The organism is Nonomuraea sp. NPDC050022, from assembly GCF_044460705.1.
GTDB lineage: Bacteria > Actinomycetota > Actinomycetes > Streptosporangiales > Streptosporangiaceae > Nonomuraea.
Genome location: NZ_JBITKE010000019.1, coordinates 92,353 through 106,662, shown reverse-complemented (window position 1 = coordinate 106,662; position 14,310 = coordinate 92,353). Strand labels below are relative to the sequence as shown.

At 71.8% G+C, this 14,310-nt stretch carries 12 protein-coding genes; 10 read left to right on the top strand and 2 right to left on the bottom strand.

What is annotated here, in order from left to right; all coding sequences use genetic code 11:
- The first annotated feature begins 212 nt into the window (after nucleotides 1-212).
- Nucleotides 213-1,370, top strand: a complete 1,158-nt coding sequence (locus ACIBO2_RS53340; protein ID WP_397304890.1) for a DUF418 domain-containing protein — start codon at nucleotides 213-215, stop codon at nucleotides 1,368-1,370.
- A gap of 57 nt (nucleotides 1,371-1,427) precedes the next feature.
- On the top strand, nucleotides 1,428-4,739 hold the full coding sequence (locus tag ACIBO2_RS53335) for a glucodextranase DOMON-like domain-containing protein (RefSeq protein WP_397304889.1): 3,312 nt from the start codon (nucleotides 1,428-1,430) through the stop codon (nucleotides 4,737-4,739).
- On the opposite strand, the gene ACIBO2_RS53330 is transcribed toward ACIBO2_RS53335, so the two are convergent.
- On the bottom strand, nucleotides 4,711-5,349 hold the full coding sequence (locus ACIBO2_RS53330) for a helix-turn-helix domain-containing protein (RefSeq protein WP_358535946.1): 639 nt from the start codon (nucleotides 5,347-5,349) through the stop codon (nucleotides 4,711-4,713). The genes ACIBO2_RS53335 and ACIBO2_RS53330 overlap by 29 nt on opposite strands.
- A gap of 113 nt (nucleotides 5,350-5,462) precedes the next feature.
- Between ACIBO2_RS53330 and ACIBO2_RS53325 the strand changes: the two genes are divergently transcribed.
- Nucleotides 5,463-7,043: an MDR family MFS transporter gene (locus ACIBO2_RS53325; protein WP_358535944.1), complete on the top strand. Its 1,581-nt coding sequence runs from the start codon at nucleotides 5,463-5,465 to the stop codon at nucleotides 7,041-7,043.
- Between the two features lie 428 nt (nucleotides 7,044-7,471).
- Nucleotides 7,472-7,786, top strand: coding sequence for a DUF6289 family protein (locus ACIBO2_RS53320; RefSeq protein ID WP_358429781.1), 315 nt, complete (start codon nucleotides 7,472-7,474; stop codon nucleotides 7,784-7,786).
- Nucleotides 7,787-7,881: 95 nt separating this feature from the next.
- Here ACIBO2_RS53320 and ACIBO2_RS53315 read toward each other — a convergent pair whose 3' ends face one another.
- Nucleotides 7,882-8,748 (bottom strand): fumarylacetoacetate hydrolase family protein, encoded by an 867-nt coding sequence (locus ACIBO2_RS53315; protein ID WP_397304888.1) that lies wholly within the window; start codon nucleotides 8,746-8,748, stop codon nucleotides 7,882-7,884.
- Between the two features lie 106 nt (nucleotides 8,749-8,854).
- On the opposite strand from ACIBO2_RS53315, the gene ACIBO2_RS53310 reads away from it, so the two are divergent.
- Genes ACIBO2_RS53310 through ACIBO2_RS53285 form a run of 6 tightly spaced genes read left to right on the top strand, consistent with a single transcriptional unit; the run spans nucleotide 8,855 to nucleotide 14,282 of the window.
- Entirely contained in the window at nucleotides 8,855-9,556 is a 702-nt protein-coding gene (locus tag ACIBO2_RS53310; protein WP_358173986.1) for a FadR/GntR family transcriptional regulator, read from the top strand.
- Nucleotides 9,557-9,564: 8 nt separating this feature from the next.
- Nucleotides 9,565-10,329, top strand: coding sequence for an enoyl-CoA hydratase/isomerase family protein (locus ACIBO2_RS53305; RefSeq protein WP_397304887.1), 765 nt, complete (start codon nucleotides 9,565-9,567; stop codon nucleotides 10,327-10,329).
- On the top strand, nucleotides 10,329-11,507 hold the full coding sequence (locus ACIBO2_RS53300) for a CaiB/BaiF CoA transferase family protein (protein WP_397304886.1): 1,179 nt from the start codon (nucleotides 10,329-10,331) through the stop codon (nucleotides 11,505-11,507). Before ACIBO2_RS53305 ends, ACIBO2_RS53300 begins: the two co-directional genes overlap by 1 nt.
- Nucleotides 11,495-12,538: a hypothetical protein gene (locus ACIBO2_RS53295; RefSeq protein WP_397304885.1), complete on the top strand. Its 1,044-nt coding sequence runs from the start codon at nucleotides 11,495-11,497 to the stop codon at nucleotides 12,536-12,538. The genes ACIBO2_RS53300 and ACIBO2_RS53295 overlap by 13 nt, the downstream gene beginning before the upstream one ends.
- The gene (locus ACIBO2_RS53290; protein WP_397304883.1) at nucleotides 12,535-13,239 is read left to right on the top strand and encodes an SDR family NAD(P)-dependent oxidoreductase; all 705 of its coding nucleotides are present in this window, start codon (nucleotides 12,535-12,537) and stop codon (nucleotides 13,237-13,239) included. Before ACIBO2_RS53295 ends, ACIBO2_RS53290 begins: the two co-directional genes overlap by 4 nt.
- On the top strand, nucleotides 13,236-14,282 hold the full coding sequence (locus tag ACIBO2_RS53285; protein ID WP_397304882.1) for an aldose 1-epimerase family protein: 1,047 nt from the start codon (nucleotides 13,236-13,238) through the stop codon (nucleotides 14,280-14,282). The genes ACIBO2_RS53290 and ACIBO2_RS53285 overlap by 4 nt, the downstream gene beginning before the upstream one ends.
- Nucleotides 14,283-14,310 lie beyond the last annotated feature (28 nt).

The window sequence follows — 14,310 nt, the reverse complement described above, 5'->3', positions numbered from 1 at the left end:
GTCCGTCCGGGCCGAGGTCCTTAGGAGGGACACCCCCTCCGGGGGAGCAGGGTCCGTCGGAGCTGAGGTCCTAAGAAGGACGCCCCCTCCCGAGGAGCAGTGGAAGACGGTCCGTCGGAGCTGAAGTTTCTGGGATCCAGCGACTTTGGTCGGTGTCGGAGGCTGCCAAGGATCGATGTGCCGGGGAGCTCGGCGTCTCTAGCGTCAGGATCATGACTCTGACCGAGGCGCCGGGCTCACGGCGCGTGCACGAGATCGACGCGGTCCGGGGGTTCGCGCTGGCGGGCATCCTGGTGGCGAACATCGGGTTCTTCGCCGATCCCGGCTACGCCGTGGGGACGGGCATCATGCCCATCACCGAGGGGCCGGTCGCGTACCTCATCAGCACGCTGGTGCTGACGAAGTTCTACATCCTGTTCTCCTTCCTGTTCGGCTACTCCTTCACGCTCCAGACGCGCGACGGGGTCGACGTCAAGGCCAGGATGCTGCGACGCTGCCTCGGGCTCTTCGTGATCGGGGTGCTGCACGGGTTCCTGCTGTGGATCGGCGACATCCTCACGCTGTACGCCACGCTCGGGGTGATCCTGCTGGCGATGCGCGGCATCTCGCCCAGGAAGGCGGTCGTCACCGGTTGCGCCATCATCGGCGTCATGTCGGTGATCTGGCTGCTGCTGGCCGGGCTGACCCTGCTCGACCCGGCGACGGGCACGGCGGCCGGCACGGCGGCGGTGACCGACGCGGCGGCCGGGGCGCGGGCGGAGGCGCTGGTCACGGGCGGGCCGTTGAGCTTCCTGTCGTTCCAGGTGGAGACGTACCCGGCGCTGGCCGCGATGGTGTGGATCGGGCAGGGGCCGATGGCGATGGCGATGTTCCTGTTCGGGCTGGCGGCGGGCCGGTCACGGCTGTTCGAGGAGCCGGCGCGCTGGGCCCATCTCGTGCCGCGCGTCCAGTGGGTGGGCTTCGGCGTCGGCCTGCCCGCCGCGGTCGTCTTCGCCTGGGTGTCGTCCTCATCCGGGGACGCGCTGGATCTGGTCGCGCTGGCGGTGAACAACGTGGGCTCGGTGCTGCTGACGGCCGCCTACGTGGTCACTCTGCTCCAGGTGTTCAAGCGCTTTCCCGCCGTCATCGGCGTGCTGTCGCCGGCCGGGCGGGTGGCGGCCTCCAACTACATCGGGCAGTCGCTGCTCTGCTGCCTGATCTTCACCGGCTACGGGCTGGCCCTGGCGGGCAAGCTGTCGCCGCTCGCCGTGATGGGCGTGGCCGCGGTGATCTACGCGCTCCTGCTCGGGCTGAGCTGGTGGTGGCTGCGGAGCCATCGTTACGGCCCGATCGAGTACGGCCTTCGCCGCCTCACCGCGGGTCGGGGTTGACACGGATCAGGGCCTGGTCTTCTCTGCAACGAAAGGGCGGACCCGAGGGGGCACGGCATGGCCAAGGTTCGACGATTCACACTTGCCCTCGTCGTATCCGCCGCACTGGTCGGGCTACCCGCCGCGCCCGCCATGGCCCGGGGTCCCGTTCCGGCCGGGCCGAGCATGGCGTCCCACATGGCGCGGGGCCCCGCCCCGGCCGGGCCGGGTATGGCGTCCCACTTCGGGTTGGCGCGCAAGGACTGCGTCGGTACGGCCGCGGGCCGGGCGTCCAAGGTCTGGTACACGGTCGCGGGCGGCGTGCTGTCCGACGTCTACGAGCCGACCATCGACAACACCAACGTCGAGACGATGCAGTTCGCCGTCACCGACGGCACGACGTTCACCGAGTTGCAGTCCCGCGACACCACCTACAAGGTGAGCACCGACCGTTCCGGCATGACCTGCACGATCACCTCCTCCAGCAAGGCCGGCCGCTACCGCCTGACCACCACCTATCTCACCGATCCGGACAGCGACGCCGTCGTGGTCAGGACCCGGCTCCAACCGGCCGGACTGCGCCTGTACGTACGCCTGGACGCGAGCGTCAACGGCAACGGAGGCGGCGGCGCGCCGAACGGCGGGGCCGACAGCGGCGTGGTCGACGGCCCGACCGGCGCCCCGGTGATCTCCGACCCGAACACCGAGACCTCCGCGCCCGCCCGCGACTACGCCGTACCCACCCACCTGGCGCTGCGCGCGGAGCGGCGGCTGCCGCAGGCGGGCGTCGGCTACGCGGGAACGCCCAGCGACGGCGCCGCGCAACTGGACTCCGCCCACACGCTGACCCCCACCACCACCGCGCCGGACGGCAACGTGGTCGCCACCGCCCGGCTGCCTCTGGACGGCTCGGGTGCGGTGACCTTCGCGCTCGGCTTCGGCCGTACGGCGGCCGCCGCGTTGCGGACCGCGGGCGCGGCCGCCGCCCGGCCGTTCGAGACCACCCGAGCCCGGTACGAGGGGGGCTGGGCCACCTACGACGCCGGGCTGCGCAAGCCGCCCGCCTCGCTCGCCGACGCCTACTGGTTGTCCGCCAACGTGCTGAAGGCGAGCGAGGACAAGACCTTCCCCGGAGCCGTCGTCGCCTCGCTGGCCAGCCCGTGGGGCCAGGCGGTCGGCGCGGGCGAGAAGGTGGGCGGCAAGGCGGTCTATTTCGGGTCGTATCGCGAGGTGTTCGCCCGCGACCTGTACGAGGCGTTCACCGGCTTCCTCACCGACGGCGACCTGGCGACCGCCCGCGCCACGGCCCGCTTCCTCCTGGAACGTCAGCAACTGCCCGACGGCCGCCTGCCGCGCAACTCCCTGCTGAACGGCCGGCTCGCCCCCGACTCCGGCGGCGACCAGCTCGACGAGAGCGCGTACCCGATCCTCATGGCCCACCAGGCCGGGATAGGCGCGGAACTGTGGGAACACCTCCGCCAGGCCGCGGACTTCCTGGTGGCGCACGGGCCCGCGTTCGGCGTCGAGCGCTGGGAGGAGCAGCAGGGCTATTCGCCGTCCACGATCGCGGCCGAGATCGCCGGGCTCGTCGCCGCCGGGGAGATCGCCGCCGGCCGCGACGACCAGGGCCGGGCCAGGCTCTACCGCGCCACCGCCGACCACTTCGCCCGCTCGGTCAAGGGCTGGACGGTCACCACGACCGGCCCGTACGCCCCCCGCTACTTCCTGCGCCTGTCGCGCACCGGCGACCCGGACGCCGCCGCCCCGTACAACCTCGGCAACGGCGGCCCGACCGAGGACCAGCGCCGGGTGGTGGACGCGGGCTTCCTGGAGCTGACCCGGCTGGGCATCCTGCCCGCCACCGACCCCGACGTGCTGGCCAGTCTGCCGGTCGTGGACCGGGTGATCGGGCGTACGACGCCGAACGGCCGGGGCTGGTACCGCTACGGCTCCGACACCGCGGGCACCGAGGACGGCTACGGCGACTGCCATGAGCCCGACCCCACCTCCTGCGCCCCGTCCGGGCGGCCCTGGCCCACCGCGAACACCGGCTCGGGCCACCTGTGGCCGGTCCTGTCCGGCGAACGGGCCGAGCAGGCGTTGCAGACCGGCGACCCGCGTACGGCGGCGTCCCTCCTGACGGCGATGCGGGCCATGTCCTCCGGCACCGGCCTGGTCCCCGAGCAGGTGTGGGAGAACCCGGACCTGGCCGCCGCGCCGTACGGCACCGACCCGGCGACCGCCTCGATCGGCTTCCGCGACGGCGAGCCCGCCGGCTCGGCCTCCCCGCTGACCTGGGCGCAGGCCCAGGAGGTGCGGCTGATCCTCTCGCTCGGGTCGGGCCGCCCAGCTGAACAGCCCGAGATCGTACGCCGCCGCTACGCCGCCCACGGCATGCCCGAGGCTGCGCCGCTCACCCTCACCGCACCCGCCGAAGGCAGCACGGCCACCGGCACGTCGGTCACGGTCGAGGGAACCACCGCGCCCGGCGCGCGCGCGGACGTCGCGGCCACGCCCATCGACATCGGCGCCGCCACCAGGGTCGTCTCGGTACGGGCCGGAGCCGACGGCCGCTTCACCGCCCAGGCGCCGGTCTCGTTCGGCGAGGTCGTACTCACCGTGACCGCCACAACCGCCGACGGCCGCACCGGGTACGCCCGGCGGTCGGTCATCGGTGACATCACCGGCGCCACGACCGTGCTCGACGTCACCGATCCCGATGGCGACGACGACGGGCCGGGGACCTACGCCTACCCGACGGCCGCCGACTTCCACGCGGGCGCCTTCGACCTGCGCAGGTTCCAGGTCATCACGGACGCGAGCACCGTCTACCTGCGCGCCGAGATCGCCGACCTCACTCCCACCTTCGGCAGCCAGATCGGCGCCCAGCTGCTCGACGTCTACGTCCAGGACCCGGCCGTGACCGCGCGCTCGACCGATCCGGCGTTCCCGCAGCGCAACTACCGCATCGCCGAGCAGGACGCCTGGTCACAGCGGGTGGAGGCGCAGGGCTTCGCCGCCCCGGTCTGGGTGACGGCCGCCGGCGTCGCCCGGTCCGGGGCCGCCGTCCGCGGCTCCGGCACCACCCGCACGATCACGATCGCCCTGCCCAAGGCGGACTTCGGCACGCCGGGGCCCGGCTGGCGGTTCGCGGTCGTGCTCGCCGGTCAGGACGGGTTCAGCGCCGACCAGGCCAGGGGTTTCACCGCCACTCCACAGCCGTACCAGTTCGGCGTGTGCGCCCCGGGCGGGACCGCTCCCCTGTGCTCCGTCGACCCGGGCGGCGTGCCCAAGGCCGTGGACGTGCTCACCCCGGCCGGACAGTCGCAGGCCGACGAACTGAACCCGCTCCTCGGCCCGGTCACTCTGCGGGCGGTTCCGGTCCCCTGAGGCTGAGGAGAGGCAGGTCGGGGAACAGGTGGCTGACCAGGAGTGTCGCCGTGCGCATCGCGGCGGTGACGATGTCGTCGTTCGTCGCCTCGGTGCCCTGGGCGGCCAGCACGGCGCTGTGCACGCTGAGCAGGGCCAGCCGGACGCTGAGCTGATCCTGCACTGAGGCTCCGGGGCCCAGGATGAGCCGGGTGGCCCGGTCGGTCCGCTCCAGCGGGCTGCTCTGACCCGTCGGCATGGCCGTCTTCAGCGCGGTGTGGTTGGCGACGGCGAATCGCATGTTCCGCACCCCTTGCTGACTGCTCATCGTGAGCCACCGGCTCAGCAGCTCGGCGGCCAGCTCCGGGGAGTGCGGCTGCCCGGCCGCCCAGTCGAGCAGCTCGTCCATCGCCCGCATGTGGTCGGTGAAGAGGCTGACGATGACCGCCTCTTTGCTGTCGAAGTGGTAGTAGAGCGCCGCCTTGGTGATGCCCAGTTGCTCGGCGATCTCGCGCATAGAGGTGGCGTCGTAGCCGTGCTCGGTGAACAGGGTCAGCGCGGCCTCCTGGATCTCGGCTCGCGTCTGGCTGCCCTTGCGCCGCGCGCCCGGCGCCGGCTCCGTCTTGGTCATGGCTCTTCCCTCTTGCTCCAAAACTGTTACACAGCCTATTTGCCTACCGGCCGGTTAGCAAGTACGCTTGCCGACCGACAGGTAAGTTCTATGGATCGACAGGAGTGCACGGAATGGCCAAGGACAGCGCGGACACCGCCTCGGGAGCGGAAGAGCAGGTCGGATTAGGGTTCAGCCACCGCCAGATCATGGTGACCATGAGCGGCCTGGTCGTCGCCATGCTGCTGGCGATGCTGGACAACATGATCGTCGCCCCTGCGATTCCCACGATCGTGGGCGAGCTGGGCGGCCTCGAGCACCTGGCATGGGTGACCACCGGCTACGTCCTGGCCTCCACCGTGGCCACGCCGATCTGGGGCAAGCTCGGCGACCTCTACGGCCGCCGCATCATCTTCACCACCGCAGTGGCGATCTTCCTGCTCGGCTCGGTGCTGTGCGGCGCGTCCCAGGATATGGCACAGCTGGTCGCCTTCCGCGCCATCCAAGGGCTGGGCGCGGGCGGACTGATGGTCGGCGTTCTGTCGATCATCGGCGAGATGATCCCGCCGCGCGACCGCAGCAAGTACCAGGGCGTCATGATGGCCGTCATGCCGGTCGCGATGATCGGCGGCCCGCTCATCGGCGGTTTCATCACCGACAACCTGAGCTGGCGCTGGGCCTTCTACGTCAACCTGCCGCTCGGCGCGGTCACCCTGGTCCTGTGCTGGATCACCCTGGCCAAGCTGCCCAAGGGCACCGGCAAGGCCGTGATCGACTGGTGGGGCACCGGCCTGCTGACGGTCTGGATCACCGCCCTGGTGCTCGTCACCAGCTGGGGCGGCACCCAGTACGAGTGGGGCTCCGGCCAGATCCTCGGGCTGATCGCCCTGGCCGTGGTCACGTTCGTCGCCTTCATCTTCGTCGAGCGGCGCGTGGCCGAGCCGATCATGCCGCTGCGGGTCTTCAAGAGCCTCAACTTCTCGCTGTCCGGCGCGGTCGCCTTCATCTCGGGCTTCGCGATGTTCGGCGCGATGGGCTTCCTGCCGCAGTTCCAGCAGTTCGTCCAGGGCTCCTCGGCCACCAACAGCGGCCTGCTGCTGATGCCGATGATGATCGCCTCGATGGCCGTCAGCCTGGCCGCCGGCCAGCTGATCAGCAAGACCGGGCACTACAAGTCGGTGCCGATCGTCGGCGCCGTCCTGGTCACCATCGGCCTGGCGCTGTTCGCCACCATGGACGTCGCCACCTCCACCACGGTGACCGCCCTCTACATGGTGGTGCTCGGCGCCGGCATGGGCGCGCTGATGCAGACCAGCACCCTGATCGCGCAGAACAGCCTCGCGCTGCGTGACATGGGCGCGGGCACCGGCGTGTCGACCTTCCTCCGCAACATGGGCAGCTCGCTCGGAGTCTCGCTGCTCGGTGCCGTCTACGCCAACCACCTGACCGACACCCTCATCGGCACTCCCGCGGTCGCCGCCCAGGCCTCCTCGATGACCCCGCAGCTGCTGCGCCGCCTGCCCGAGGCGGTCCAGGACCTGTTCCAGCAGGCGGTCACCAACGGCATCACCGCCCTGTTCACCTGGGGCGCGGTCGTGGCCGCCATCGGCATCGTGGCCGCCCTGTTCATCCGCCAGGTCCCGCTGCGCGGGGCCGCCACGCCGCAGGCGGCCAAGGCCAAGACCGAGGCCGACGCGGTCGCCATGAGCGGCTGAGTCCGTACCGGGCGGGGGTCACCCCGGCCACGTAAGGGTGCGGTTCCGGTCACCTGATGACCGGAACCGCACCCTTTACGGTTTTGTAGGGCCGCCGGAGGCACTCCGGCATGCCGGTGCCGATGTCGGTCTCGCTGACGGTCAGCGGGGTCGGTGTCCGCGAAGGCCGGGGTGCCGGCGGAGTTCACGGAGCTCAGGGCAAGAATCACCGACATGACGGCGACGACGGACCCGGGCGGGGATGCGCACGAATGTCCTTCCACTATCGGTGGGGGCAACGCACAAACGCCGCAAACGTAAAGATCATTATTGGCCGGCTAGGTGATCTTGGATGGCCGGGCGGTAAACGTTTGCCGTCTTCGGCTGTCCCACCACGGAACGCGATGGAACGCCCTCCTTTTGGAGAACTCATAGGAAGGGACGTCTCTATGATCAGATCCAGCCGCCCGCGCGGCGTCGGCTTCGTCCTGGCCTGGATGCTGGCCGTCCTCGTGGCGGCCGCCGTCGCCGCCGCGCTCACGCTGCTACCGGCGAGCACCGCCTCGGCCTCGGCGCCCGTGCCCGAGCCGACGACCTTCATCTCGACTCCCCCGGGCGGAGGCGACGTCCTGCTTGTCATGGACTACTTCGACGGGAACGACAAGCTCGTCGGCCAGTTCTGGAGGGGCTGTGGCCAGCCTTCCGGAGGCTGGGGCGTACGCCAGGGGATACTGCGCATCTTCACGCCGCCCTGCGGGCCGTAATAACGACGGGCCGTAATAACGACGGGCCGGGCACCGGAGACGGTGCCCGGCCCTGGTCGTGCCGGTCTCAGCGCTTGACGGTGAACAAGCCCGTCTCAGCCCATGGCGGCCAGACCGTGCACCACGGTGCTGGTCAGCGTGCCGATCTCGGCGATGCCGATGGTCACGGTGTCACCGTCGCGCAACGTGAACGGCAGGTCGGGCACCAGGCTCGTGCCGGTGGAGAGCACGGCCCCGTCGGGGAAGGCGTCGGCGCGGAACAGGTAGCCGGCCAGGTCGTCCAGGCGCCGGTGCAGCTCCGAGGTGGACGCCGTGCCGTCCCAGACCGTCTCCCCCGCCCTGGCGATGGTCAGCGTGATGTCCAGCGCGTACGGGTCGGCCACCTCCCAGACGGGCCTGATCGCCGGGCCGACCGCGCACGCGCCCAGGTAGATCTTGGCCTGCGGCAGGTACAGCGGGTTGACCCCCTCGATCGTGCGCGAGCTCACGTCGTCGACCACCGTGTAGCCCGCGATCTCGCCCGCGGAGTTCAGCACCAGGCCCAGCTCCGGCTCCGGCACGTCGATCTCCGAGTCGGCGCGCACGGCGATCCGGCCGCCGTCCCCCGACACCTTCCAGGCCACCGACTTGAAGAACAGCTCGGGGCGTTCGGCGTCGTAGACGAGCTCGTACACGTCGGCCGCCCGCTCGCTCTCGGTCACCCGCGCCTCGCGCGAGCGCCGGTAGGTGACGCCCGCGGCCCACACCTCCATCAGCCCGTCCACGGGCGCGAGCCTGCGCACGGACGCGGACGGGTGCTGCGGGCCGGCCGCCGCGGCGCACCGCTCGCGTAGCTCCGCGACGGGCAGGCGGAGCAGCTCTCCGACGGTGGTGACTCCGTCCAGCTGCGTCACCTGGTCGCCGTCGTCGACACCGACCGCGTCCGTGCTGGTCAGCGGGCTGACAAACCGTACGATGTGCATGACACTCCCAGCTTCATCTGATGAAGTCCGAACTTCATCAGATGAAAGTCTATGAAAAAACCGACCGTCCCGATACTGTGCCAAACATCCGAATACGGAGGAAACCGTGGCAACTGATCCTTACCCGGACACGGCTCGGCACGCTCACGTCGTGCACGCCCTGGGTGCCCGGATCGTCGACGGTTCGCTGGTGCCCGGCACGCCCATCCCGATCGAGGAGCAGCTGGTCAACGAGCTCGGCGTGGGCCGCTCGGCCGTACGGGAAGGCGTGAAGGTGCTGGCCGGCAAGGGCCTGCTGGAGACCAGGAGGAGCGCCGGGACCCGGGTCCGGCCGCGCGAGTCCTGGAGCCTGCTCGACGCCGACGTGCTGAGCTGGCGGTTCGGCGCCGACGCCCAGGCCGGCGACATCCGGGTGCTGGCCGACCTGCGCGTCGCGCTGGAGCCCGGGGCGGCCCGGGTGGCGGCCGAGCGGGCGGACGCGGCGGCCATCCAGCGCATCGACGAGGCCCTGGCCGCGCTGCACGCCACGGCCGACGACCCCGACCCCTTCATCGACGCCGACCTGGCCTTCCACCGGGCCGTGTTCGGCGCCGCCGACAATGACCTGCTGCTCTACATCTACGACATGATCAGCATCGCCCTGCGCTCGGTACGGCAGGTGCACACCCGATCGGTCGCGCACAACAAGGAAACGCTGCCCAACCACGAGCGCGTCGCCGTGGCGATCCGGCGCCGCCATCACCGCAAGGCCGAGGAGGCCATGCGCGAGGTGGTCGAGGTCGCCCGCGCCGACGCGCTCCACTGCTGAGGGAATCCATGGACGTCCTGCTCGACGTGGCCGGCCCGGTGGCCGTCATCACCCTGAACAGACCCGCCAAACTCAACGCCATCACCCCCGAGATGGCCGGCGCGCTGCGCGCCTGCCTCGACCGCGTGGACGCCGACCCCGCCATCCGGGCGGCCGTGCTCACCGGCGCCGGGGAGCGCTCCTTCTGCGTGGGCAGCGACATCCGCGAGCTCGACGCGTACGCCACGCCGTGGGAGTTCCGCAACCGCGGCGACTACGGCGACGCGGTCCGCGCCCTGCGCAAGCCGATCGTCGCCGCCGTCAACGGCTATGCGTACGGCGGCGGCCTGGAGCTGGCCATGGCCTGCGACATCCGGCTGGCGGCCACCACCGCCACGTTCGCCGCGCCCGAGATCAAGCTCGGCTGGATCGGCGGCAGCGGCCAGTCCGCCCTGCTCGCCCACTCCGTCGGCCCCGGCAACGCGGCCACCATGCTGCTCACCGGCGACCCGATCGACGCCGCGCGGGCCAAGGACTGGGGGCTGGTCACCGAAGTGCTGCCTCCTGACGAGCTGCTGCCGGCCGTACGAGAGCTGGCCGGGAAGATCGCCGCCCGGCCGCCGATCGCCGCCCAGACGGCTAAGGCCAACCTCAAGGCGGCGTACACCATGCCGCTCGACCAGGCCATCCAGTACGAGCGCGACCTGCAGACCGTCTGCATGGCCACCGCCGACGCGGCCGAAGGCCGGGCCGCGTTCGCCGCCCGCCGCGCGCCGGTCTTCGAGGGGCGCTGATGGGCGTACTCGACGGTTACCGCGTGGTCGACCTGTCCATCGCGATGGCGGGCCCGCTGGCCGCCATGCGTCTGGGCGACCTGGGCGCGGACGTGATCAAGGTGGAGCCGGTGACCGGTGAGTGGCAGCGCCACGCCCCCGCCGGCGGCGCCACGGGCAACCAGGTCAACGCCTCGTTCCTGTCCCTCAACCGCAACAAGCGCAGCCTGGCGGTGAACCTCAAGTGGGACGAGGGCCGCGACATCGTTCACCGGCTCGCCGCGACGGCGGACGTGTTCCTGCAGAACTACCGGCCCGGTGTCGCCGAGCGCCTCGGCATGGACCACGACACCATCAGCGGGCTCAACCCGCGCGTCGTCTACGTCTCCATGTCCGGGTACGGCGAGAGCGGCCCGTACGTGACACGGCCGGGACAGGACCTGCTGCTCCAGGCCATGAGCGGCGCCATGCTCAGCACCGGCCGCGACGGCGACCCCCCGGCGCCCGCAGGCACCTACGCGATCGACGCGATCACCGCCTACAGCGCCTTCGAGGGCGCCCTGGCCGCGCTGCTGCACCGCGAGCGCACCGGCGAGGGCCAGCGGGTGAGCGTCAACATGCTCGACGCGGCCATCGCCGTGCAGATGCAGGAGCTGTCGGTCTTCACCGTCGGCGGGGTCCCGCAGCGGCGCGGGCGCGAGCCGCACGGCCACACCTACATCCGCGCGCCGTACGGGGTGTTCGCCACCAAGGACGGCTACCTCGCGCTCGGCATGCCCAGGCTCGACGGGCTGGCCGTCGCGCTCGACCTGCCCGAGCTGGCCGACATGGACGGCCACACGCAGCGCGACGAGATCACCTCGACCGTCGCCCGGCGGCTGCCCGAGCGCACGACCGCCGAGTGGCTGGACATCTGCGCCCGCCACGACCTGTGGGCGGGCCCGGTGTACGGCTACGCGGAGCTGGTGGCCGACCCGCAGGTCCGGCACAACGGCTCGTTCGTCACCTACGACCACCGCACCGAGGGCACGGTCACCACGCCCGGCTTCCCGTACGGCCTCAGCGCCGCCCCGCCCCAGGTACGCAGGGGCGCGCCGCTGGTGGGCGAGCACACCGCGGAGATACTCGGCGAGCTGGGCTACCCGGCGGAACGCGCCGCCGAGCTGGTGGAGAAGGGCGTGCTCGCGTGCGCGGACTGACCTGGGACCACCCCCGCGGCCACGCCCCGCTCGACGAGCTCACCCGTCTCGACCTGGCCGGGCCGAACCCGTACGGCGACGTGCCCGAGCCGATCGAGTGGGACCGGCAGCCGCTCGAAGGCTTCGAGTCCGAGCCGATCGCCACCCTGAGCGCGTCGTACGACGTGCTGGTGATCGACCACCCCGGACTGGGCGCGGCGCTGGACTCGCTGGTGCCGATGGACGAGCTGTTCGCCGCGCCCGAGCTGGCCGATTTCCGCGCCCGCACCGTCGGCCGCTCCTATGAGAGCTACCACCTGGACGGGCGCCAGTGGGCGCTGCCGCTCGACGCGGCCGCCCAGGTGGCCGCCGCCTGGCCGGGCACGCACATCCCGGAGACCTGGCCCGAGACGGTGGAGTTCGCGCGGAAGGGCGGGCGGCTGACGCTGTGCCTGGGCGGGCCGCACGCCTTCCTGATGTTCTGCGCGCTGTGCTCGGGCGATTTCCTCGACCGCGAGGCGGGGCTGCGGGCGCTGGAGCTCATGGCCGAGCTGCTCGCGCTGGCCGACCCCGAGGTCTCGCTCCGTAATCCGATCGGCGTCCTGGATGCCATGGCGGCGGGCGGGCCCGACCTCTGCCCGCTGGTGTACGGGTACGCCACCTACCCGCTGGCCTTCGCCGACGCCCCCGCCTGGCCCGGAAGGGCGCCGGGGAGCGTGCTCGGCGGCACCGGGCTGGCGGTCTCCAAGAGCCGGGTGCGCGACGCCGGGACCAGAGACGCCGTACGCGCCCACCTGCGCCGGTTGCTGTCGGAGCCGGTGCAGACCGGGCTGTTTCCCGCCACTGGCGGCCAGCCCGCCGCCCGCTCCGCCTGGGACGCCTCGGGCTTCTACCGCGACACCCGCGACACCGTGGAGGCGGCCTGGATCCGGCCGCGCTTCCCCGGCTACATCGGCAAGCAGGAGCGGACCTCCGCCCTGCTCCGCGACGGGCTGACCGCCCGCAGACCGGCCAGAGACCTGCTCGACGACCTGCACAGGGAGTGGACATGACCACGGCGCTGGTAACCGGCGCGGCCGGCGCGCTCGGCCAGGCGATCGTGCGCCGCCTGACGGCCGACGGCCACCAGGTGGCGGCGCTCGACCTCGACGCCGGCTCGCTCGACGGCGCGCTCAACCTGGCGGCCGACCTGCGCGACCCGGCCGCCATCGAGGACGCCTTCACCCGTACGGCCGCCGCGCTCGGGCCGGTCGGCGTCCTGGTCAACAACGCGGCCATCTATCCCAGCAGGCCCTTCCTGGAGGTGCCGCTGGCCGAGTACGACGACGTGCACGCGGTCAACCAGCGCGCCTACTGGCTGGCGGCCCAGCACGCGGCCAGGCAGATGAGCTCGCTCGGCGCCGGCGCGATCATCAACATCGCCTCGATCACCATGCACGGCGGCTGGTCCGACCTGGCCGCCTACGTCGCCACCAAGGGCGCCGCCACCGCCCTGACCAGGGCTCTGGCCCGCGAGCTCGGACCGCGCGAGATCCGCGTCAACTGCGTTTCGCCCGGCGCGTTCCCCACGGCCGCCGAGGAGATCCATCCGGATCCCGAGGCGTACAACCGGTTCGTCCTCGAACGGCAGGCGCTCCAGCGGCGCGGCCGCCCGGAGGAGCTGGCCGCCGTGGTGTCCTTCCTGGCCGGCCCCGACGCGTCCTTCGTCACCGGCCAGACCATCGAAGTCAACGGAGGGTGGGTGATGGCATGACGCCGACCCGCAGGCAACTGGCGGAGCTCACCGGCGACCCGGCCGCGATGGGCGGGGTGCGCCTGGTGACACTCGGCGACGGCGCCGAACGCGGCATCCGCACGCTGGAGTTCCGCACCGGCTCGGGGCTGGCCTTCGACGTGCTGATCGACCGGTGCATGGACATCGGCGCGGCCGAGCACGCCGGGCGGTCCTTCGGCTGGCGCTCCCCCACCGGCTTCCGCCATCCGGGGCTGCACGAGAACAACGACGAGGACGGCCTGTCCTGGCTGCGCTCGTTCTCCGGGCTCATGGTCACCGGCGGCCTCGACCACACGCTGTTCGGCGGGGAGGTCCCCGCCAACACCTACCGCTACCCGCCCCGCCAGTCCGTACGGCACGGCCTGCACGGTCGCGCGGGCAACCTGCCCGCCCGGCTGACCGGCTACGGCGAGCGCTGGGACGGCGACCGCTGCGTCCTGTGGGCCGAGGGAGAGGTACGGCAGGCGACGGTCTTCGGCGAGAACCTGACCCTGACCCGCCGCATCGAGGCCGACCTGGGCGGGGACGAGATCCGGCTGAGCGACACCGTGACCAACGCCGGGTTCGAGCCGACGCCGCACATGTTCCTGTACCACATCAACCTCGGCTGGCCGCTGCTCGACGAGGGCGCCCGGTTCGAGGCGGACATCCGCGAGACCCTCTGGCGGAGCGACAGCGTCGCCGAGCAAGGGGCCGACCACCTGACGCTGCCGGGGCCGGTGCCGGGCTTCGTGGAGCAGGTGTACGAGCACGCGCTGAACCCCGGCGCCGAGGGCCTGCACCGGGTCGCGGTGGTCAACGACCGGCTGGGCATGGCGGTCAGTGTGGAGTTTCGGGCGGCGCAGTTCCCGTGCTTCTTCGAGTGGCTGAACCTGCGCTCCGGCAACTACGCGATCGGCCTGGAGCCGTCCACCCACCACGTGGGCGGCGACGCGGCGGCCCGGGAGGACGGCAGCATGATCTGGCTGGGGGCTCAGGAGTCGCGCACTTACCAGACCACGTTCAGGGTCGAAACGGCCTGAGTTCATTCGGAAGACCCGGTCCGCACCT

What these genes read in the sequence shown, in the direction of transcription:
- ACIBO2_RS53290 (WP_397304883.1), top strand. Translation starts at nt 12,535, where the DNA reads ATGACCACGGCGCTGGTAACCGGCGCGGCCGGCGCGCTCGGCCAGGCG.
- ACIBO2_RS53315 (WP_397304888.1), bottom strand. Translation starts at nt 8,748, where the DNA reads ATGCACATCGTACGGTTTGTCAGCCCGCTGACCAGCACGGACGCGGTC.
- ACIBO2_RS53305 (WP_397304887.1), top strand. Translation starts at nt 9,565, where the DNA reads ATGGACGTCCTGCTCGACGTGGCCGGCCCGGTGGCCGTCATCACCCTG.
- ACIBO2_RS53340 (WP_397304890.1), top strand. Translation starts at nt 213, where the DNA reads ATGACTCTGACCGAGGCGCCGGGCTCACGGCGCGTGCACGAGATCGAC.
- ACIBO2_RS53300 (WP_397304886.1), top strand. Translation starts at nt 10,329, where the DNA reads ATGGGCGTACTCGACGGTTACCGCGTGGTCGACCTGTCCATCGCGATG.
- ACIBO2_RS53320 (WP_358429781.1), top strand. Translation starts at nt 7,472, where the DNA reads ATGATCAGATCCAGCCGCCCGCGCGGCGTCGGCTTCGTCCTGGCCTGG.
- ACIBO2_RS53325 (WP_358535944.1), top strand. Translation starts at nt 5,463, where the DNA reads ATGGCCAAGGACAGCGCGGACACCGCCTCGGGAGCGGAAGAGCAGGTC.
- ACIBO2_RS53335 (WP_397304889.1), top strand. Translation starts at nt 1,428, where the DNA reads ATGGCCAAGGTTCGACGATTCACACTTGCCCTCGTCGTATCCGCCGCA.
- ACIBO2_RS53330 (WP_358535946.1), bottom strand. Translation starts at nt 5,349, where the DNA reads ATGACCAAGACGGAGCCGGCGCCGGGCGCGCGGCGCAAGGGCAGCCAG.
- ACIBO2_RS53285 (WP_397304882.1), top strand. Translation starts at nt 13,236, where the DNA reads ATGACGCCGACCCGCAGGCAACTGGCGGAGCTCACCGGCGACCCGGCC.